The sequence below is a fragment of the Paenibacillus sp. TAB_01 genome, assembly GCF_043945595.1.
Lineage (GTDB): Bacteria > Bacillota > Bacilli > Paenibacillales > NBRC-103111 > Paenibacillus_S.
Map to the genome: position 1 here is coordinate 941,252 of NZ_JBIFNP010000001.1, position 18,535 is coordinate 959,786.

An 18,535-nucleotide genomic window follows, 5' to 3' on the forward strand; every position below is an offset into this window, starting at 1 on the left:
GTGTCCGATCATGGAAAAAGTGAACACAGAGCAAGCGTTTGAGGCGCATATTGCCAATGAGCTGCCAACGATAGCCGTCTTTAAAACAACCTGGTGCAAAGACTGCCATTTTATCGATCCTTTCATGCCGGGGGTAGTGGAGGCTTATAAAGGGCGTCTGAACTTTATCGAGCTGGACCGCGACGAGGTGCCCGATCTGTGCGAGAAGCTGAACATTTTAGGGATTCCAAGCTTTATCGCATTCCGCAAAGGTCAAGAGCTGGTTCGTTTCGTAAGCAAGCTCCGCAAGACGAGAGACGAAATCGAGCAGTTTCTGGACCGGGCGCTGGAGGTTTCCTCCGCGTTGAAATAAGGATAGCCATTAGCGAAGCAAGGTCCGTTTTGGTGCGGCTGACGTCCTTTAAGGACGGTACATTCCGTCACAAAACGGGCTTTTTTCTTTCAACGGTTTGTAACAATTCCGCATGGATTTGCTTTGGGTTTATGGCTATAATGAAACAAGAACGACTCGGTTAGCCAAGATTTGCGGGCTTGTGTCGGATCCTGTCCAGGTCCCGGTATCCAGGCTTGACCGATTCATAGAAAAGTAGGTGAATCGCATCTCATGAATCCGCAACGATGGTTGAAGGGCTTCTCGTTTGCCAGCATGTTCGGCATGCTGCTTATTTTAGTGATGGGCGCTTTGGTGACCAAGACGGAATCGGGCCGCGGCTGCGGTGACGATTGGCCGCTCTGTAACGGCAAGTTTATCCCTGCATATACGATCGAATCGATTATCGAGTACAGTCACCGGTTCGTAGTAGGGGTCGTAGGGATGGTCCTGCTTGTTGCCATGGTGCTTGTATTTGTCTACAGCAAAAGAAAAGACGCCAAGTGGTTCGTCGGCGGAGCGATGTTCTTTACGATTCTGCAGGCGATTCTGGGAGCGCTGGCTGTCATCTGGCCGCAATCCTCCTCGGTGCTCGCGCTGCATTTCGGGTTTTCGCTGATGGCTTTCGCCTTTACTCTGCTTCTTGCCTTGGTATATACGCGTTACGGCACGATTTTGGCCCAAGCGGCGGGCACGCTGACCTCGGGCTTGCAGAAGGGCATCTGGCTTGTTACGATTTACTGCTACGCCGTCGTTTATTTGGGCGCATTCGTGCGTCACACCGATTCGTCCGGGGGCTGTGTCGGCTGGCCGTTATGCAACGGGCAGGTGATTCCCGAGCTGTCCGGAGCGACCGGCATTGTCTTCCTGCACCGGCTTGGAGCGATTGTCATGCTGATTTTGCTGGTGTGGCTGTACGTTGCCGTTAAAGCGCAGCGCGAGCCTAAGGACAATATGGTAATAGCCGCAAAATGGTCGCTGATTTTCGTCATCCTGCAAATATTCAGCGGAGCTTTCGTTACGTATTCGATGACCTCCGACTGGTATTTGATAGCCAGCTTGCTGCACACGATTTTGATATCCTGCTTGTTTGGCATCCTATGTTACCTATGCGTGCTTTCCCTTCAATCCGGGAGACAAGACAATGGACAGGCTTACTCGGCTCGTTAGCCGCGTAAGCCTTCTGTGCGTCGTTCAGAACGATATACATATTAAAAGGGGTTATGTGACGAGATGATTCATCCGAATTTACGCACGTTTGTGGAAGCGCTACGCAAAGATAACCAGCTGGTGGAGGTGACGGCTCCTGTGGATCCGAACCTGGAGCTGGCCGAAATTCACCGCAGGGTGATTGATGAGGGAATGAACCGGCGCTGCTCTTCACGAACGTCAAAGGAAGCTCCTTTCCTGTCGTAACGAACCTGTTCGGGACAAGCCGCAGGGTGGATATGGCCTTCGGCCCGAGACCGGAGCAGTTCATGAAGCAGATCATTCAGGCAACGGATACGCTTATGCCTCCGACGCCCAAGGCGCTGTGGAATGAGCGCGGACTCATCATGGATTTGATGAAGGTTGGAACGAAAAAGGTAGCTTCCGCGCAGGCTCCCGTCCTTCAGCAGTGCCGTAAGGACGCTCCGCTCGCCGGTCTGCCTGTCCTGACGAGCTGGCAGGAAGACGGCGGGCCGTTCGTCACGCTGCCGCTCGTTTATACCGAGCATCCCGAGAACAAGCATCACAACCTGGGCATGTACCGCATGCAGGTATTCGATGACCGGACGACGGGGATGCACTGGCAAATCCATAAGGGCGGCGGCTTCCATCACTACGAGGCCGAGCAGCGCAATATGGCGCTGCCCGTCACCGTATTTCTGGGCGGGCCGCCCGCGCTGATCGCTTCGGCTATCGCGCCGGGGCCTGAGCATCTGCCGGAGCTGATGCTCACCTCGCTCATTCTCGGGCAGAAGCTGCCCGTGGCGGATAATCCGCTCGGCGGTCACCGGCTTGTCGCCGAGGCCGAATTCGCCATCTGCGGCTCGGTGCCGCCGCATGTGCGCCGCCCGGAAGGGCCTTTCGGCGACCATTACGGCTACTATTCCTTGACGCACGACTTCCCGGTGTTCAACGTAAGTCACGTATGGCACCGCAAGGATGCAATCTATCCTGCGACGATTGTCGGCAAGCCGCGCCAGGAGGATTACTACCTGGGCGAATTTTTGCAGCGGCTTCTGTCGCCGGCCTTCCCGATGGTCATGCCGGGCGTGAAGGAGCTATGGACGTATGCCGAGACCGGCTTTCACGCGCTTGCGGCAGCCGTCGTACGCGAAAGCTACAGCCGCGAGGCGCTGGGAACCGGCTTCAGCATTCTGGGGCAGGGCCAGCTGACCTTGACCAAATTTCTGATCCTGACGGATCAGCCGGTCGCGCTGGAGCGCTTCGACCAGCTGCTTGAAGCGGCGCTAGAGCGTTTTAACCCGCACCAGGACTTGTTTATACTCAACAACACGTCGCACGATACGCTGGATTATACCGGGGACCGGCTGAATCATGGCAGCAAAGCGATGATGCTCGGAGTCGGCGAACCGATCCGCAGCCTGCCGGGAAGCTATGAGAGCGGCGAGCTGCCGGAGATCGACGGCGTAGAAGTGTTCTGCCGCGGCTGTCTGGTTGTCTCGGGCGCTGCTTACGAGAAAGAGCCGCAGCTGGCTGAGCGGCTGCTGGAGCGTTCGGCGACCGTCTGCAGGACTGGCCGCTCGTTTTTCTGGTCGATGATGCGGCGGTTGCCCGTAACCAGAGCGCTTTTCTGTGGACCGTGTTCACCCGGTTTAATCCGGCGGCCGACATCTATGCGCGCAGCCAGCTGAAGGGTCATCACATTTCCTATGAGCTGCCTCTGGTGATTGATGCCAGAATGAAGCCGGGCTATCCGGACGAGCTGCTCCCGCGCGAGGATATCGTCAAGCTGGTGGACAGCCGGTGGAAGGAATATTTTACAACAGGAGCGTAACAGACATGCTAACGGAAACAAGACCGACCGGCGGGCTGCAGCGTTTGCTGCCGCACGCCGGCTTTGTTATTGTCTATATTTTATGGGGTATTAATATATCAGTCATGAAGATCGGAGGACAGCAGTGGTGCCGCTGGTATTTAATGGGCTTCGATATTTGAGTATCATCCCTTTTCTATGGGCGTATACTTACTTTTATTACCGTAAAAACGGCTTGAAGCTTCGGATGGCCGGACGCGATCTGGCCTTGATTTGCACGCTGGGCGTCGTGAGCGCCATCGGCATGGAGGCGCTGCTGCAATATGCGCTGCAGTTCTCCAATTCGGCGAACGGCGCCGTGCTGGGCAGAGGCTTTATGCCGGTCATTACGGCCGTGATCGCGGTGATCCTGAAAGATATCCGGTTAACCTGGCGGGTCATGCTCGGCATTCCGATGGCTTTTCTCAGTATTATTCTGATCGTGGCGGGAGGGGAGCACGGCTTCCATCTCGGAGCCGATACGCTGCACGGAGATGCGCTGCTGCTCCTGCGCAGCTTCCTCGGGGCTTTTTATCTGATTGGAATGAACCGGCTTGTCAGCAAATATCCGCTGGCGCTGCTTGTTTCGCTTGAGATGACGGCCGGCGCCGTCTCGCTGCTGCCTTTCCTGCTGTGGAAAGCGGATATCGCCTATCTCGCCGCGCGCAGCGGCGCGGGCTGGCTTTGTCTCGGGTATACGGCGCTGTTCGCAACGCTGATCGGTTTTACGCTGCATAACTGGAGCTTGTCCCGGCTGGGCTCCTTCAAATCGTCGGTTTATGGCTATCTGCTGCCTGCCACCGCCGCCTTGGCCGGCTATTGGCTGCTCCAGGAGCATTTGTCTGTCAATCAATATGTCGGCGGTGCCGGTGTGCTTGCAGCGATGTATCTGGTACAAAAGTGACCGGATGCAGCGGTCGAAGGAAATCGCAGTCCCAAGACCGGCAGCAGTACGCCGGATGGGCGGAGCGAAGGAAGCGTAGCGGGCAGTTTATTGAGCATATAGAACTGAAGAAACACGAAAGGAGGCGGATTACCGATGCTGAGAAGCTTGTTTCACGAGCCGGCACGAGCAGATCAAGGTTTGCTCAAAACGGCCAATGAGGCCATCGTCCATTACATGGACATGCTCCGCTCGATTCCGCCGGAGGAACGCAACCTGCAGGAGCGCAGGTATCTCATCTGGAGCGGAAGCTTCCTGCGGGCGCTGGACGAGCTGGAGCAGAGCCAATACGCGGCGAAACGCTGCGGGGCGAAGGTTTCGAAAATCTTTTTGGATGAAATGAGCGAAGAGGAGCGGGAGGAATATCACCGCCATCTTTATTTTTATAAAAACGCGATTATCCGCTTATTTTCCATACTCGACAAACTGGGTCATTTTATGAACGACCGGTTCCGGTTGAAGACCGAGGAGATCAAAGCGCGCTATTCTTATTTCACGGTTCTGCGCAATATGCATGAGAATAAATTGTATATTGAACTGGAGGAACAGCTGTTTGCGTTGAAGAACAAAAACAGGGAGCCGGTAGACCGTCTGAGAAATGAACGGAATATGGAGATTCATACGATCAATGCGGATCTGCTGGACGACTTGCTGAGAGCGGCGGAGGAGAAGCAGGGGTATGATGAGCGTCATCGGATCGACGATATCCCTTCCCGGCTGAGGGATCTGGAAGAGGCCTGCGATATGACCTATGAGGCGGCTGGGCTGATCTTCAGCTATATCGCCAAGCTGACGCAGTCGTCCGGGCGTTACGACACAGATACGGATTAATCCGCTCAATCCTCGGTCCGCGCGGGTTGAATCGCTCTCTGCGTTCCTCTATACTGAGGTTAAGGGTTGAGGAAAATCAGGGGGGCGGGCATGAACGAACGAAAAGTTGCACTCATTACCGGAAGCGCCAAAGGCTTAGGCAAAATGACCGCGCTTCAGCTCGCTGAATCAGGCTGCGACATTATGCTCAATTACGTGAACAGCCGCAGGGAAGCGGAGGAGCTTCAGCGGCGTATTGAAGGCCTTGGTGTGCGCTGCCTGGCGGTGCAGGGCGATGTAGCGAGCCCCGACGACATGCACAGGCTGGTTGAAACCGCTGTCCAGGAATGGGACGGCATTGATATATTGATTAATAATGCGGGACCTTTTGTAAGAGAACGCAGATTGTTTAGTGAGTACGAACCGCAGGAGATCGACTATTTGATGCGCGGAAACCTGCTCGGCGTTATGCAGCTGGATCATCTGGTGCTTCCCTTTATGCGCCGGAAGCGATGGGGAAGAATTATTCATTTCGGCTTCGGCCATGCGGCGGAAGCCCGCGGATGGCCGCACCGCGCTGTGTATGCAGCCGCCAAGGTAGGGCTGGTCTCCTTCACCAAGACGCTGGCGGTAGAAGAGGCGCCTCACGGCATTACCGTCAATATGATTTGCCCGGGCGATATCCGCGGAGCCAACAAGGAGAAGCGGATTGCCGAGGTGGAGCATGAGCGGGACGATGAATCGCCGCGCGGCCGCCCCGGTGCGGGTGAGGATATCGCGCGGGTGATCGCCTTTTTGTGCGAGGGGCGCTCGGATTTCATAACCGGCAATATTATGGATGTGTCCGGAGGCCTGGACCCGATCCGCGCGCTGATCGGCGCACGGACGACCGGGCAGGCGATTCAATAAACAAAAAAAGACCCTTGTGGAGGGAAGAGCCGGGCTCTTTGACTTCCACAGGGCCTTTTCATTAAAACACTTGAACAACCTCTTGAACGCCTTCTACTTCTTCCAGCAGAGCGCGCTCAATACCGGCTTTCAGTGTAATGGTTGAGCTTGGGCAGCTTCCGCATGCACCCATCAAACGCAGTTTGACGATTCCGTCTTCCACATCAACCAGCTCAACGTCGCCGCCGTCGCGTTGGAGGAACGGACGAAGCTTATCTAAAACCTCCAGTACTTCATCGTACATGGTGCTTTGTGCATTTTCACTCATCGGTATCCACTCCTTTCTATAACTATTATATTACATCGCGCAGCAAATTAAAATGGTCTACAAAGGCGGCTGATATAGGATGCGACCTATTATAGAATTTTGTGCCAGCAATATGCATCACGGAACGGAACCGGCTGATGAAAAAGCTGGAAGCCAATCCCGATTATGATGTCCTCGAATACGGCTGTCTCGGCAACTGCGGCGAATGCTATTTAGCGCCATACGCCTTGGTGAATGGCGAGAGAATAGCTGCCGCCACAGTTGAAGAGCTGGAAGTACTGATTGCAGGAAAAATTAAAGAGATCGAAGACATGCTCGATCTCTTTGACTAACTTAACCGATCTGGTGCTTGGATTTCCATAGCACGCCACTTTTAATCAGGCGCGGTACCATCCCGGTGATGGTGCGCTTGCCCATCAAACCGAAGCCGGATTTTTTACCGAGCGACCCGAGAACCCCTTTGAGCTTGATTTTGCCAAGCCGAGGGGTTTCGTTTTTCCAGACGGCTCTCAGCACATCGGCTACCTGCTTGCCTTGGCCCTGCGCCGCTTGCGCGCTTGGAGAGAACGGCAGGGAGGCACAGTCCCCGACGACATAAATATCCTGATATTCCTGTACCTGATGGTACGGGTTCAGCAGAATGCGGCCCTGCGAATCTTTGCCGAACGGAAGGTTCCGCACGATCAGGCTGGGCTGCACGCCGGCGGTCCAGATGGTAATGTCCGTCTGAATCGTTTCCTGCTGGGTGTCCTGTTTATTGTACAGCAGGCCGTCCTCGATACGGCAGAGGCTTACATACGATCTCATTTCGATATCGTGCTCCAGCATCCAATCCCGTACGAAGCTTTGTACCGGGCCGGGGAAGGAGGAAAGAATGCTGGAACCGCGGTCGATAATGCGGATATTCAGATCCGGACGGCTTTCACGCAGCTCCGCCGCCATTTCTACGCCGCTCAGCCCGCCGCCGATGATGGAAACTTGTCCATACGGATTAATGTCATTGACGGCTTGATACGTTTTGCGGGTACCCGATAACGTTTGAATGCTGTGGGTGTACTGCTCCGCACCGATAATCTGGTGGTACTTGTCCACGCAGCCAAGAGAGATGACGAGCCAATCGTAAGATAGCGGCTCGTCGTTTTCGAACATAATTATTTTTTGAACGGGATCGACGGCAGTCACTTCACCGTACTTGAGAATTAAGCGCGGGTCTACTGGAAACTGGACGCGAATATCCAGATCGGACACGGTACCGGAGGCCAGAGCGTAATACTCGGTCTTTAATCCTTGATACGGCATCCGGTCTACAAGCACCAGCACGGTGTCCGAAGGCAAATCTTTTTCCAGCAGCTGGTTGGCCACAGTCAATCCGCCGTAGCCTCCGCCTAAAATAACTACTTTTTTCATCATTGCAAAACCCTTTCTATATCGCGGCCTAAAACTAGGATGTGTAATAACCTCTTGCTCTAATACACTTTAATTTCGTTGTAGAACGTATCGCGTTCGACCGGGATGCGTCCTGCTCCCTTGACCAGCCATACTAGCTCGTCTCTTGTCAGGCCTTCAGGGGACAGCGCGCCCGCGGCATGGCTGATTTTTTCCTTAATAATCGTTCCATGCACGTCGGAAGCTCCGAAGGTCAGGGCGATTTGCGTCAGCTGAGTACCCAGGTTAATGAAATACGCTTTGATGTGAGGAATGTTGTCGACCATCAGACGGCTGATTGCAATCGTTTTGAGATCGTCAAAAGCCGCTACACGGCGCTTGATGCCTGCATTGACGTTGGCCGGCTGTACCGAATTCGGGATGAACACCATAAAGCCGTTCGTTTCGTCCTGCAGCTCGCGAAGCAGAATCATATGCTGAATCCGCTCCTCCAGCGTCTCGATCGAGCCGTAAAGCATCGTTGCATGCGTTTTGAGGCCGATGCTGTGGGCGACACGCTGCACTTCCAGCCATTGGTCGGTCGTCGCTTTGCCGACGCCCATCTTTTGACGGTAACGCTCGGACAAAATTTCGGCGCCGCCGCCCGTTAACGTACTAAGACCCGCTTCGACGAGCGTCTCGAGCACCTCTTTATAACTTAACCCGCTGATTCGGGAATAAAACTCAATCTCAGCCGCCGTATGGGCTTTAATCGTCACATCGGGATAGCGTTTTTTCAAAGCGCGGATACAGTCGACATAATATTCAAAAGGCACATGCGGGTTATGGCCCTGTGCAATATGGAACTCGCGCAGCTGCGGATGGTAATGCTGGTCGATGAAGTCAAACATATCCTCCGGCTTCAGCGTGTAGGAGCCTTCCTCGCCTTCATCGCGGCGGAAATGACAGAATGCACAGTGCGCTTCGCACACGTTGGTGAAATACAGGCTCATGTTATCGATAAAATAAACCTTTTTGCCGTTCATGCGCAGATTCACTTCATTTGCCAGTTGACCGATTGTCAATAAATCGTCGGACTTGTACAAAAATACGCCATCTTCAAGAGAAAGTCTTTCTCCGTTTCTGACCTTTTCTGCGATCTCGGCCATGCGTTGATCGGGATTGCTAATCACGATGCTCATCAAAGCCACCTCCATATAATAATGTATAAAGATTGTAGCGTGCAAAATTGCGACTTAAGCTTAGCCTTGTGCGTATAACCTATATATTAGCTGTACTTTCCAACGAAGCTGCTTTACTCATCCGGAGATGAAGACAAAATAAAACAACGCGTAGCCTATTCCACATAACGATACGTGAACACCCGCGTTAAGATGACATTTCCGAACAGCTGTGAAAGCTTGCACAAGGTTGCCCGGAGTAAAGCGCGTTTAAGATTAGTTCATACAAAGACCCCTTAGACACGAATAAACAAACAATATTACCTATTATAAACCTCCTGTTGGGGCGGGGCAATACGTAGTTCGGCGAAACCGGTTTCCCGATTCCAGAAATGGGTCCGTTTTATTTGCCTGTCTGTCCTTGTGCCTTAGCCTTGCGGTCTAACGGCTTTCGGCTCAGAGCGTTCCTCTTGCCAGTCTATACGCACTGTCCGCTCAGGAGGCCCGGAACCGCCGCAGTTTATCCGAAGGGTGTAATGTTACAAATTTATGAACTGCGGGAAAATCATCCGGCAGGGCCGGAAGTCCTTGAGGAGTGTGCTCAATAGGAGTATACTGAAGAGGTAAAGCCATTATGTAAGCTATGGCTGCTTTTTTGAAAAAGAACCCGCGAGGAGGTCTGGATTATGATTCATATCAGCGAAACGGCTAGCGATAAAATAAAAGAATTGCTTGAAAGCGAAGGAACCCCGGATTTGTTTCTCCGTTTGGGCGTGAAAGCGGGAGGCTGCAGCGGCTTTTCCTACGGCATGGGCTTTGACGACCAACAGCAATCAGACGATAAATCTTTTGAAGTTAACGGTTTGAAGGTTGTTGTCGATGCGGACAGCTCCAAATATTTGTACGGCGTCGAAATCGACTATAAAGAGTCTGGCATGGGGGGCGGCTTCACCATCAATAACCCGAACGCCGTAGCTTCCTGCGGCTGCGGCTCGTCCTTCAAGGTGAAGGACGAAGAGGGAGTCGTCGAGAAATGCGACGATAAGGTCGAGGCTTAATAAAGGTTTTGTTGTTTCTTGCAGGTGACAGGTTGTTGAATTTTAATTAGTGGTAGTTGTAGCCTCTTGGACTTGTGTATAATGTATATTACACAGGTCCAAGAGGTTTTATTTTTTTATTAAAGGTGTAGCGGTAAAAACAGGCTTCATACATAATAAAGGAGGTACGGGATGAGCGAAGATTTTTACTGCGACGAAGTGCTGAGCGGACATACGCAGGTTAGAATGGTGATCGAAACCCCGAACGTGCTGGCCTACCACCATACGCGCCCTTATTACCCGGTTCATATTGTTGTCATTCCCAAAAAACACATCGCTTCCTTATTAACGCTTGAGGCGTCCGATGCGGAGCTGCTTGCCGAGCTGTTTGACGTGATCAAACAGGTGGCGTCGGCAGTTGTTTCCGAGCATGGAGCCTGCAGGGTGCTGACGAATCTCGGACAGTATCAGGACTCCAAACATTTGCATTGGCATGTAGCCTTCGGACAGCCGCTAAGGCAGAATTATTTTATGTAAACGCTTCCTATTATAATATGCTTCTGCTGAGGTGATACGATGGAATGCTTTTTCGCACTATTTCTTGCTCTGTCCGGGATGTACCACGACTCTACCAAAGCGTTTGTTGTGGAGGGGCCGTCTATGGAACCGACCATGCACCCGAATGACCGGCTGGCGGTCGATACCTCCTATTATACCCATCATAGAATTGAACGCGGGGATCTTATCGTGTTTCAGGCGACGCCGGATAAAATATTCGTCAAGCGGGTCATAGCGCTGCCGGGCGAATCGGTCCGGGTGGAAGGCGATGCCGTGTACATCAACAAGGTCAAACTAAGCGAGCCCTATTTGCAGCCGGCGCTCGATGAGTCCGTACATCAAGGCAGCGTATACAATGTCCGCGATTTTCCCGAGCATATCGTTCCGGATCATTCCGTATTCGTGCTGGGAGATAACCGCTCCAACAGCATGGACAGCAGAGATATCGGATTTATCAAGCAGGAGCAGATCATCGGGAAGGTTCAGACGCCCCTTCTCCATTGATAGGCGTGGTGCGGCAACTTTACGCTTCGAAGGAACGTCCATACATCTGAATTCATTTTCATGATGGAGCATGCTTGGCATAAAACTGATGTAAGGGAGGCTTGACGTGAACGTTTCAAAAAGCTTGACCATCCGCTTGATGCTGTCTGCCGTTCTCAGCTTCAATCTTATACCTGCTGCATCTATGTATGCATCGCAGCCTGCCGCCGCGGCGGAGGCCGGCAAGAGCAGGCAGATTACCGTTCTGGAGCCGGCCCCGCTGTATGACGATTACACCCGTCCGGGAACATCCGTAGGGGCTGTAGGCGCCTTACAGACGTTAACTGTGAAGGAGGTCGTGAATTCGAATACCGGCGCCCGGTCTGCCGCCTGGTATTTGGTAGGGACATGGCTTGGAGATAAATGGCTCCGCGGGGATGAACGAGTCGTATGGGGAACCTACGAGCCACAAGAACAGAAGCTGACGACAAGATCCGAGCTGCCGTTGTACGGCCAATGGAACGGAACCGGCGGAAGGCTCCATCTCGATGCAGCAGGTTCGATCCATAGGACACCTGCATTATTGCTCGATGAGCGGCTCCCTGTTGGAGCCGCCGCCGGAATGCGGGAATGACGCCTACCTCGTAGAGACCTGGGCGGGACCCAAATGGCTGATGAATCCTTCGCTGGTGGAAGATTTGCCCGAAGAAGCTTATACGGCGGAGTTTACGATTCTGGAGCAGGTGCCGTTCTTCGACCAGCCGGCTTCTGCAGATTTTAATCTGCCGTTTACGTTGGATTATATGCAGCCTTCGAAGGTTCAAGTTACGGCCCGTAAGGTGCTGAACGAGAATTTGATATGGTATAAAATACGTCTGCCCGAGGGAGATAAATGGATCCTGCCAATGGGCAGAACGCTGGACAACGTCCAGCCGGTTTCTGCGACGATACAGCTTCCGACCGGAGCGAGACTCTGTGAAAACCCGAATCTGGAATGCTTTTTTTCCAATGAAACGGCCGAGCCGGGAGCGTATGAAGCAGCCGAGCAGTGGAATAACTGGTATCTCATTCGAACGGAACCGGGGGATGAAGTGGGTCAACCCGCCTGAGGCGCTGCGCGAGAGACCGCTAGGCATTCAGCCGGCTAATGAACAAGTGCAGCTGCTGACCACGACGACCACATACCGGACGCCGGATACGAAGGGGGTTGCCGGGCATCTGGCGGGCTTTTTCGCTCCGCAGTATGTCGACGCATTCGAGAAATGGACGTCTCCCTCCGGCGAGCAGTGGTACCGGGTTCATACCTCCGAGACACAGGAATGGGTGCGGGAGCAGGATGTGCAGATTCCTTTGTATCCCGTTGTAAAGGATGGAAAGTACGGATATATCGATCAGAAGGGAAATGTGCGGATTCCCTTGCAGTATGATGCGGCCATGGAGTTCGCCGAAGGGCTGGCGGCGGTTCGGATGACCTCCGGTGGCGGCTGGTCTTATATTGACAGCAGAGGAAAAGAAGTGATCCCCGGTCCTTTCCGTGAAGCGGGAGCATTTGCTGATGGGCGAGCGCTGGTCAGCGTCACCACGGCCTCCAATGGCACGAGGCAGGGCTATACCGAACCGGCAGGGCCGGTTTATCGACACGCCGGAGCTGCTGTCCGCCTCGCCGTTTGCCGAAGGGAAGGCAGCCGTAGCCGTGAAGGGGCAAAGCTCCTGCGGCGAAGGTGCTGTATTCGGCTATATTGACCTGCAGGGACGCGTGGCGATCGAGCCGCGCTTCGATACGGCCGCTCCTTTCTCCTGGCACCTTGCAAGAGTGGGACTGAATCAAAAGTACGGCTTTATCCAGGAGGACGGCTCGGCGGCGACGGAGATGGAATATGACGACGCCCGGGATTTCCATCAGGGGACGGCTGCAGTCAAGGCAGGAGAGCTGTGGGGATACTTGCTGGTCATCCGGCAGCTGGCGCATCCCGCCGCAATTCGAGGGGGCAGGCGATTATTCCGAGGAGCTGGCCGCGGTAAAAAAGGACGGCAAATGGGGATTCATCGATGCCTCGGGCACGATGGTGATTCCGGCCGTATTCGACGAAGCCGGCGCATTCAGCGAAGGGTTGGCGGCTGTCCGGCTAGGCGAAAGGCAATGGGGATATATCGATACGTCGGGCACGATGGTTATCCCTCCGTCCTACAATCGGGCGGAGCCGTTCCGGGCAGGCTTGGCAAGGGTGAGCGGCGGCAAGGAAACGGAGTCCGCCGACTACGGTTATATAGACCGGTCAGGACAGGTGATATGGAAGCCGACGCATTGATTGATGAAGCAATCTTTCCGATAAGGGGAGATTGCTTCTTTTTTTAGAAGCTGATGCATGGTTTGGCGGCTCCCCAAAATATTTTTTTTGGAAAATGAGAGGGAAAAGCGGGTTGTGTATAACCTTGTCCACATTATACACGGCATAACCACCCATATTTTGACACTTATTAACAGCGTACACACAGCTTATACACATTTTCCTGTGGATATTGGAACACTTGTTCTATTTTTTCAGACATGTTAATATGATTTTACATTAAGGAAGTAAGGTGATCCTAGATGAGATTAATGAGCAACGAAATTTTAATTGAGTCTTATTTCAAAGCTTTACATCTGGAGCTGGAACAGGAATTTGTCGACTTGTTGCTGGAAGAGATCAAACGCCGTAAATTGAACTTGGACTATTATCGTGATGGGGCGCAGGTCAGCTGACCTGCCCTCTTTTTTTGCATTCATATACAAAATGCCCCGGCCAGCCGCACCGACCAGGGGATAAGCACAGCTACCGGAGGAAGAAAAAAGCTACATCTTTAAGCTGCTGCTGTGCCCGGGAGACAGCTTGGCTGCCGGATCGATATATACTTTGGCGTTGTTGATAGCTGTAGGCGCCTCGCCGAAACCGACCGCGATCAGCTTCAGCTTGCCGGGATAGGTCGTAATATCGCCGGCGGCAAAAATCCCCCGGACGCTGGTTTCCATGCGGGAGTCGACGAGAATCGAGCCGTTATCGAGGTCGAAGCCCCACTCCGCAATCGGTCCGAGGGAAGAGACGAAGCCGAAGCTGACGATGACGGCGTCGACGCTCAAATCGAACGCTTCGCCGGTTTTGCAATCGCCAAGCGTTGCGCTTGTAATTCGGTCATCGCCGTGCAGCTCGGTAATTTCTTTTGGCGTAAGCACCCGGACCTTGGAGTTCATCAAGCTTTCCACACTGTGCTCATGCGCACGGAACTTGTCGCGGCGGTGAATGAGCGTCACCTGTTCGGCTATCGGTTCCAGCATCAATGCCCAGTCGACGGCCGAATCGCCGCCGCCGCTGATCAGCACCTTCTGGCCTTCAAACCGGTTCAAGTCGCTTACGAAATAGTGCAGGTTTTTCTTTTCGTACTTTGCAGCTTCCGGCAGCTCCAGCCGTCTCGGTTCAAACGCGCCGACGCCGCCCGTAATGATGACCGTTTTGGCTTGATGCACGCCTTTATCCGTAGTGACCTCGAACAGCCGCTCGTCTTGTTTCACCACCTGCAGCACTTTTTCCTCCAGCCGGATGTCAACGGGGAACTGCTTCATCTGCCGTTCCAGCTCGCTGACCAGGTCCTGCGCCGTCACCTTAGGAAAGCCCGCAACGTCATAGATATACTTCTCGGGATACAGCGCGGCAAGCTGTCCGCCGAGCTGCGGCATACTTTCGATCACCTTCACCGAAGCATGGCGCATACCGCCGTAAAACGAGGCGAACATACCGGCCGGCCCGCCGCCTATAATAAGAATATCCACCAGTTCATTCTGCATGGCTCTATCACCTCCCGGGCTCTGAAAAACAATTGAATAATATTATATACGCTCAGATATCATAATGAGAATAAGAAAAAGGGCAGCGGATGAAGGGAACTCCGTCCAATTTTGTCGGATAAACCTTACAAAAATGAAAAGGGTCAGAAATCGGCAGGAATCGGGTACATACCTTGCATAGTCAAGGATTTTCCCTTGTATATTAGCCAAAATAAAGCTTGCTATTTGGCTTTTGACATTATATTATGTCATGAGAACTGATTAAAAATGGCTGTGCGAGCTTTACTTGAAGCGTTTTATATTGTAGTTTATGCAGTCTGGCCTAACTGGAAAAATGTTTCTTGAAATACTTTGTGTAAAAATTCACATTCGGGTATAGGAACCTACAAATACAGAAAAAAACAACGGGATGGAAGGGATCGAAACCATGAGTCGAATACCAAGAATAGTCATTTTGGGAGCAGGATACGGTGGCATCGTAACGGCTATTCGTTTGCAAAAGGAATTAAATTATAACGAGGCGGATGTTACGCTTGTCAATAAGCACGATTACCACTACATCACGACCCATCTGCATATGCCGGCTGCAGGAACGGACAATCCGGAAAATGCGCGGGTGAATATTCTTAAGCTGATTGATGAATTTAAAATCGACTTCGTAAAATCGACAGTGGTTCAGATTCGCCCGCAAGAGAAGAAGGTTATTCTGGAAGAAGGCACTTTGTCTTACGACTATCTGGTTGTAGGCTTGGGCGGCGAACCGGAAACGTTCGGCATCCCGGGAATGAAGGAATACGCGCTCAGCATCCGGAGCATTAACAGCGTCCGTTTTATCCGTGAACATATCGAGTACCAATTCGCCAGATTCAAACGGGAGCCGAACCGCACTGATTATTTGACTTTTATTGTCGGCGGCGCAGGCTTTACGGGCATCGAGTTCGTCGGCGAGCTGGCCGACCGTATTCCGCAGCTGTGCAAGGAATTCGACGTGGACCCGTCGCTTGTGAAAATTTTCAACGTAGAGGCGGCTCCTACCGCTCTGCCCGGGTTTGATCCCGAGCTGGTGGAGTACGCTATGAATGTGCTGCAAAACAAAGGCGTTACCTTCAAAATTGCTACCGCGATCAAGGAATGTACGCCGGAAGGCGTTATTCTGGCGACAGGCGAAGAGATCAAAGCGGCTACGGTCGTTTCGAACCGGCGGGGTTCGCGGTAACCATATGCTGGACGAAGCAGGCTTTGAAACGATGCGCGGCCGGATCAAGGTCGACGATTATCTGCGCGCGCCGGGCCATGAGAATATCTACATCCTAGGCGATTGCTCCATTGTGATGAATCCGGAAGGCCGTCCTTACCCGCCTACCGCTCAAATTTCGATTCAGCAGGCTGACGTATGCGCGCACAACTTGGTTGCGTCCATCCGCGGCGAGCAGCTGAAGACGTTCAAATACGAGAGCAAGGGCACTGTAGCGTCTCTCGGACGCGGAGAAGCGATCGGAATCGTCGGCTCCCGCAAAATTAAAGGCGGCGTGGCCGCGGTCATGAAAAAAATTATCGATGTGCGTTATTTGTACGTCATTGGCGGCATTCCTCTTGTGCTGAAGAAAGGCCGTTTCTAGTGAGACACTGCAGCGTACAGGTACGCGGATTGCTGACGCGAGACGAATTGGACCGATATAACGCGCTGATCGAGGTAGGACACTATCTCGAGTCCCAAAACCGCTATGATCTGGTCTATCCGGTGCAAAAGGAAATCGATATATTGATTCTCCCGGCCATTGAACGGTTAAAGGAAAAATCCCGTCAGCGCGACCGCGACACGGAAGCTTACCTTGCCGGCAAAAACGAGCTGAGCCGGGACAATCGCTTCGAGTTCGACGACGAGGACGACGAAGACGATAATTAATCAAAGAACCCTGCGATCCGCGGAAGCGGTAGGCAGGGTTCTTTTGGTTTTTCGTGAGATATTTGATGTGGTGTATCGGTTTATATTGATGTTGTTGGCTGGGTTTTAAGGTAGTTTCACCGTGCAGCCTGCAGCGGAACACGGTGTTCTAAGCTTTCATCAACCTCTGACGAAGCGGCAGAGGTTTTCTTTTCTCCCCATCCAACGGAGGGGATTCTAGAAGGCCTGGCGAAGGAAGAAGGGGACGGGGTGGAGGAGCGAAGCGTTCGCCTTTGAAATCGGGAGTTATCCTCTGCCTGTGACAATTCAAGGACTCCCGATTTCAACAGCGGCCGGAACCCCGTCCCCTTCTTCCGCAGCCCCAGCCGTCCAGCTCTTCCCAAAGCTCCATGCCTTTTTGAATCAACCCTTACAATTTCAACATAGCCGCCATCTTCTCTTCGTTCAGCAGATTGCCTACGTAGAAATCGCCGAACTCGCCGAAGCGTGCGCTGGTTTCGTCAAAGCGCATTTCGTAGACGATTTTTTTGAACTGCAGCGCGTCCTCGGAGAAGAGGGTAACGCCCCATTCCCAATCATCCAATCCGACGGAGCCGGTAATGATCTGTTTGATCTTGCCCGCATAATTGCGGCCGATCATGCCGTGAGCCCGCATGAAATTGCGGCGCTCTTCCGTGGAGAGCATGTACCAGTTATCGCTGCCCTCGCGGCGCTTGTTCATCGGATAGAAGCATACGTGCTTGGCTTTAGGAAGCGTCGGCTTCAAACGAGCCAAAATATCCGGATCCTGCATCGGATCGCTGCCCGGCTTCGCCATATAGCTGCTCAGCTCGACGATGGACACATAAGAGTAAGTCGGGATCGTCACTTGAGCAAAGATCGTTTTGTTAAATGCCGTTTCCAGCTCGCTCAATTCTTCCAGCGTTTCACGCAAATGCATAAACATGAAATCCGCTTTTTGCCCGACAATGGAATAAAAAGCGGTGCTGCCCTGCTTTTGATCCTCAACGCCTTGATATTGGCTCAGCAGGCTGTACAGCTCGTCCTCCGCACGGTTTCTTTCCTGCTGGGATAAGCTTTTCCAGGCTGTCCAATCGATCGCGCGGAAATCATGGAGCGCATACCAGCCTTCCAAAGTTTGAACCGCTTCACTCATGTAAAAACACTCCTTTATATGTAATCATTTTGACTCGCCGTACCGGAACGGGCGGATACGCATGATCCGGCGGAAGAGAGATGAAACATCCGCTGAACGCGGCTGCTCTTCATGCGGCCGGCTCTCATGCCCTGGTGCCTAATTAATTCGTATAAGTGCCCCCGCAGACCGAAAAACCTCAGGGAGGTTGATCTCATTGTATCGAAATCGTACCTAAAGGGCAAATGAACGCTTTGTAACCGAACCTGCCCCCAAATCGGTTCTTTTATGCAAGTTCATGAAGCGTTCACTTTACCGGAGTGGAAATTTTATATAAAATAAACATAACTGTACACTGCGGTTTGTGAGGATAAGAAAAGAAGGAGTTGGCGGTTTTGCTGCAATTAATGATTGTAACCGTGCTGCTGTTCGTATTGTTCTTCGGTCTCGGTTTTATACTAAACATGCTGATGAAGACGACTTGGTTCCCGATTTACGGATATATTGCTTTGGTCATCGGATTGGTTATCTATTGGGGCTGGGAAACGGGCTCGCTGGCTTCCAATCTATCGGAGTATGCGGTAGCGGATTATATCCCGGCTATCGGCGGACTGATCGGCGCCGTATTAAGCGGATACACGATTAAAGCGCTGCGCGAGAAAGGCTACAAGATGTTTTAAACTGTTGAA

Annotated in this window: 21 protein-coding genes and 4 pseudogenes; 20 read left to right on the forward strand and 5 right to left on the reverse strand. The window is 52.7% G+C overall.

Annotated features, from left to right (window positions below):
• The first annotated feature begins 10 nt into the window (after window positions 1-10).
• The 7 genes and pseudogenes from ACHHV8_RS04595 to ACHHV8_RS04625 all read left to right on the forward strand — a co-directional run bounded on the left by ACHHV8_RS04595 (window position 11) and on the right by ACHHV8_RS04625 (window position 6,054).
• Window positions 11-352 carry a thioredoxin family protein gene (locus ACHHV8_RS04595; protein ID WP_395157175.1) on the forward strand — a complete coding sequence of 114 codons (342 nt, stop codon included), beginning with the start codon at window positions 11-13 and terminating at the stop codon, window positions 350-352.
• Between the two features lie 252 nt (window positions 353-604).
• Complete coding sequence (locus tag ACHHV8_RS04600; RefSeq protein WP_395157177.1) at window positions 605-1,540, forward strand: COX15/CtaA family protein; 936 nt, start codon at window positions 605-607, stop codon at window positions 1,538-1,540.
• A 63-nt stretch (window positions 1,541-1,603) separates the two neighbouring features.
• A pseudogene (locus tag ACHHV8_RS04605) lies at window positions 1,604-3,374 on the forward strand (UbiD family decarboxylase).
• A 5-nt stretch (window positions 3,375-3,379) separates the two neighbouring features.
• A complete protein-coding gene (locus ACHHV8_RS04610; RefSeq protein WP_395157179.1) occupies window positions 3,380-3,535 on the forward strand; it encodes a hypothetical protein in 156 nt (51 codons plus the stop codon).
• Window positions 3,502-4,296 (forward strand): DMT family transporter, encoded by a 795-nt coding sequence (locus tag ACHHV8_RS04615; protein ID WP_395157181.1) that lies wholly within the window; start codon window positions 3,502-3,504, stop codon window positions 4,294-4,296. The genes ACHHV8_RS04610 and ACHHV8_RS04615 overlap by 34 nt, the downstream gene beginning before the upstream one ends.
• 135 nt (window positions 4,297-4,431) lie before the next feature.
• The gene (locus ACHHV8_RS04620; protein ID WP_395157183.1) at window positions 4,432-5,166 is read left to right on the forward strand and encodes a Cthe_2314 family HEPN domain-containing protein; all 735 of its coding nucleotides are present in this window, start codon (window positions 4,432-4,434) and stop codon (window positions 5,164-5,166) included.
• A gap of 90 nt (window positions 5,167-5,256) precedes the next feature.
• Window positions 5,257-6,054 carry an SDR family oxidoreductase gene (locus ACHHV8_RS04625; protein WP_395157185.1) on the forward strand — a complete coding sequence of 266 codons (798 nt, stop codon included), beginning with the start codon at window positions 5,257-5,259 and terminating at the stop codon, window positions 6,052-6,054.
• 61 nt (window positions 6,055-6,115) lie between these two features.
• Here the strand turns inward: ACHHV8_RS04625 and ACHHV8_RS04630 are convergent, their stop codons facing one another.
• On the reverse strand, window positions 6,116-6,361 hold the full coding sequence (locus tag ACHHV8_RS04630) for a NifU family protein (protein WP_395157187.1): 246 nt from the start codon (window positions 6,359-6,361) through the stop codon (window positions 6,116-6,118).
• Between the two features lie 79 nt (window positions 6,362-6,440).
• Between ACHHV8_RS04630 and ACHHV8_RS04635 the strand changes: the two are divergent.
• Window positions 6,441-6,693: pseudogene (locus ACHHV8_RS04635) on the forward strand (YuzB family protein).
• Window position 6,694: 1 nt separating this feature from the next.
• Here ACHHV8_RS04635 and ACHHV8_RS04640 read toward each other — a convergent pair.
• Window positions 6,695-7,768 carry an NAD(P)/FAD-dependent oxidoreductase gene (locus ACHHV8_RS04640; protein WP_395163422.1) on the reverse strand — a complete coding sequence of 358 codons (1,074 nt, stop codon included), beginning with the start codon at window positions 7,766-7,768 and terminating at the stop codon, window positions 6,695-6,697.
• A 59-nt stretch (window positions 7,769-7,827) separates the two neighbouring features.
• Window positions 7,828-8,928 (reverse strand): aminofutalosine synthase MqnE, encoded by a 1,101-nt coding sequence (gene mqnE / locus ACHHV8_RS04645; RefSeq protein ID WP_395157189.1) that lies wholly within the window; start codon window positions 8,926-8,928, stop codon window positions 7,828-7,830.
• Window positions 8,929-9,593: 665 nt separating this feature from the next.
• On the opposite strand from mqnE, the gene erpA reads away from it, so the two are divergent.
• The 9 genes and pseudogenes from erpA (at window position 9,594) to sda (ending at window position 13,728) form a co-directional block, all read left to right on the forward strand.
• Entirely contained in the window at window positions 9,594-9,965 is a 372-nt protein-coding gene (erpA, locus tag ACHHV8_RS04650; protein ID WP_395157191.1) for an iron-sulfur cluster insertion protein ErpA, read from the forward strand.
• Window positions 9,966-10,136: 171 nt separating this feature from the next.
• Entirely contained in the window at window positions 10,137-10,481 is a 345-nt protein-coding gene (locus ACHHV8_RS04655; RefSeq protein ID WP_395157193.1) for an HIT family protein, read from the forward strand.
• 39 nt (window positions 10,482-10,520) lie between these two features.
• Window positions 10,521-11,006, forward strand: coding sequence for a signal peptidase I (gene lepB, locus ACHHV8_RS04660; protein ID WP_395157195.1), 486 nt, complete (start codon window positions 10,521-10,523; stop codon window positions 11,004-11,006).
• Between the two features lie 106 nt (window positions 11,007-11,112).
• Complete coding sequence (locus ACHHV8_RS04665) at window positions 11,113-11,619, forward strand: hypothetical protein (RefSeq protein ID WP_395157197.1); 507 nt, start codon at window positions 11,113-11,115, stop codon at window positions 11,617-11,619.
• Window positions 11,534-12,094 carry a hypothetical protein gene (locus tag ACHHV8_RS04670; protein ID WP_395157199.1) on the forward strand — a complete coding sequence of 187 codons (561 nt, stop codon included), beginning with the start codon at window positions 11,534-11,536 and terminating at the stop codon, window positions 12,092-12,094. Before ACHHV8_RS04665 ends, ACHHV8_RS04670 begins: the two co-directional genes overlap by 86 nt.
• Entirely contained in the window at window positions 12,072-12,728 is a 657-nt protein-coding gene (locus tag ACHHV8_RS04675; protein WP_395157201.1) for a WG repeat-containing protein, read from the forward strand. Before ACHHV8_RS04670 ends, ACHHV8_RS04675 begins: the two co-directional genes overlap by 23 nt.
• A gap of 13 nt (window positions 12,729-12,741) precedes the next feature.
• Window positions 12,742-12,873: pseudogene (locus ACHHV8_RS04680) on the forward strand (WG repeat-containing protein); the annotation flags it as partial.
• A complete protein-coding gene (locus ACHHV8_RS04685; RefSeq protein WP_395157203.1) occupies window positions 12,863-13,294 on the forward strand; it encodes a WG repeat-containing protein in 432 nt (143 codons plus the stop codon). The pseudogene ACHHV8_RS04680 and the gene ACHHV8_RS04685, both read left to right, overlap by 11 nt.
• 281 nt (window positions 13,295-13,575) lie before the next feature.
• Window positions 13,576-13,728: a sporulation histidine kinase inhibitor Sda gene (sda, locus tag ACHHV8_RS04690; protein ID WP_395157205.1), complete on the forward strand. Its 153-nt coding sequence runs from the start codon at window positions 13,576-13,578 to the stop codon at window positions 13,726-13,728.
• A gap of 90 nt (window positions 13,729-13,818) precedes the next feature.
• On the opposite strand, the gene ACHHV8_RS04695 is transcribed toward sda, so the two are convergent.
• The gene (locus ACHHV8_RS04695; protein ID WP_395157207.1) at window positions 13,819-14,805 is read right to left on the reverse strand and encodes an NAD(P)/FAD-dependent oxidoreductase; all 987 of its coding nucleotides are present in this window, start codon (window positions 14,803-14,805) and stop codon (window positions 13,819-13,821) included.
• Window positions 14,806-15,232: 427 nt separating this feature from the next.
• Here ACHHV8_RS04695 and ACHHV8_RS04700 point away from each other — a divergent pair.
• Together ACHHV8_RS04700 and ACHHV8_RS04705 are read left to right on the forward strand one after the other, a co-directional pair.
• Window positions 15,233-16,424 (forward strand): annotated as a pseudogene (locus tag ACHHV8_RS04700) (NAD(P)/FAD-dependent oxidoreductase).
• Window positions 16,424-16,711 (forward strand): hypothetical protein, encoded by a 288-nt coding sequence (locus ACHHV8_RS04705; RefSeq protein ID WP_395157209.1) that lies wholly within the window; start codon window positions 16,424-16,426, stop codon window positions 16,709-16,711. The pseudogene ACHHV8_RS04700 and the gene ACHHV8_RS04705 overlap by 1 nt, the downstream one beginning before the upstream one ends.
• 409 nt (window positions 16,712-17,120) lie before the next feature.
• On the opposite strand, the gene hemQ is transcribed toward ACHHV8_RS04705, so the two are convergent.
• Window positions 17,121-17,867 carry a hydrogen peroxide-dependent heme synthase gene (gene hemQ / locus ACHHV8_RS04710; protein ID WP_395157211.1) on the reverse strand — a complete coding sequence of 249 codons (747 nt, stop codon included), beginning with the start codon at window positions 17,865-17,867 and terminating at the stop codon, window positions 17,121-17,123.
• Window positions 17,868-18,241: 374 nt separating this feature from the next.
• Here hemQ and ACHHV8_RS04715 point away from each other — a divergent pair, with 374 nt between their 5' ends.
• Entirely contained in the window at window positions 18,242-18,526 is a 285-nt protein-coding gene (locus tag ACHHV8_RS04715; protein WP_395157213.1) for a YuiB family protein, read from the forward strand.
• Window positions 18,527-18,535: the final 9 nt, after the last annotated feature.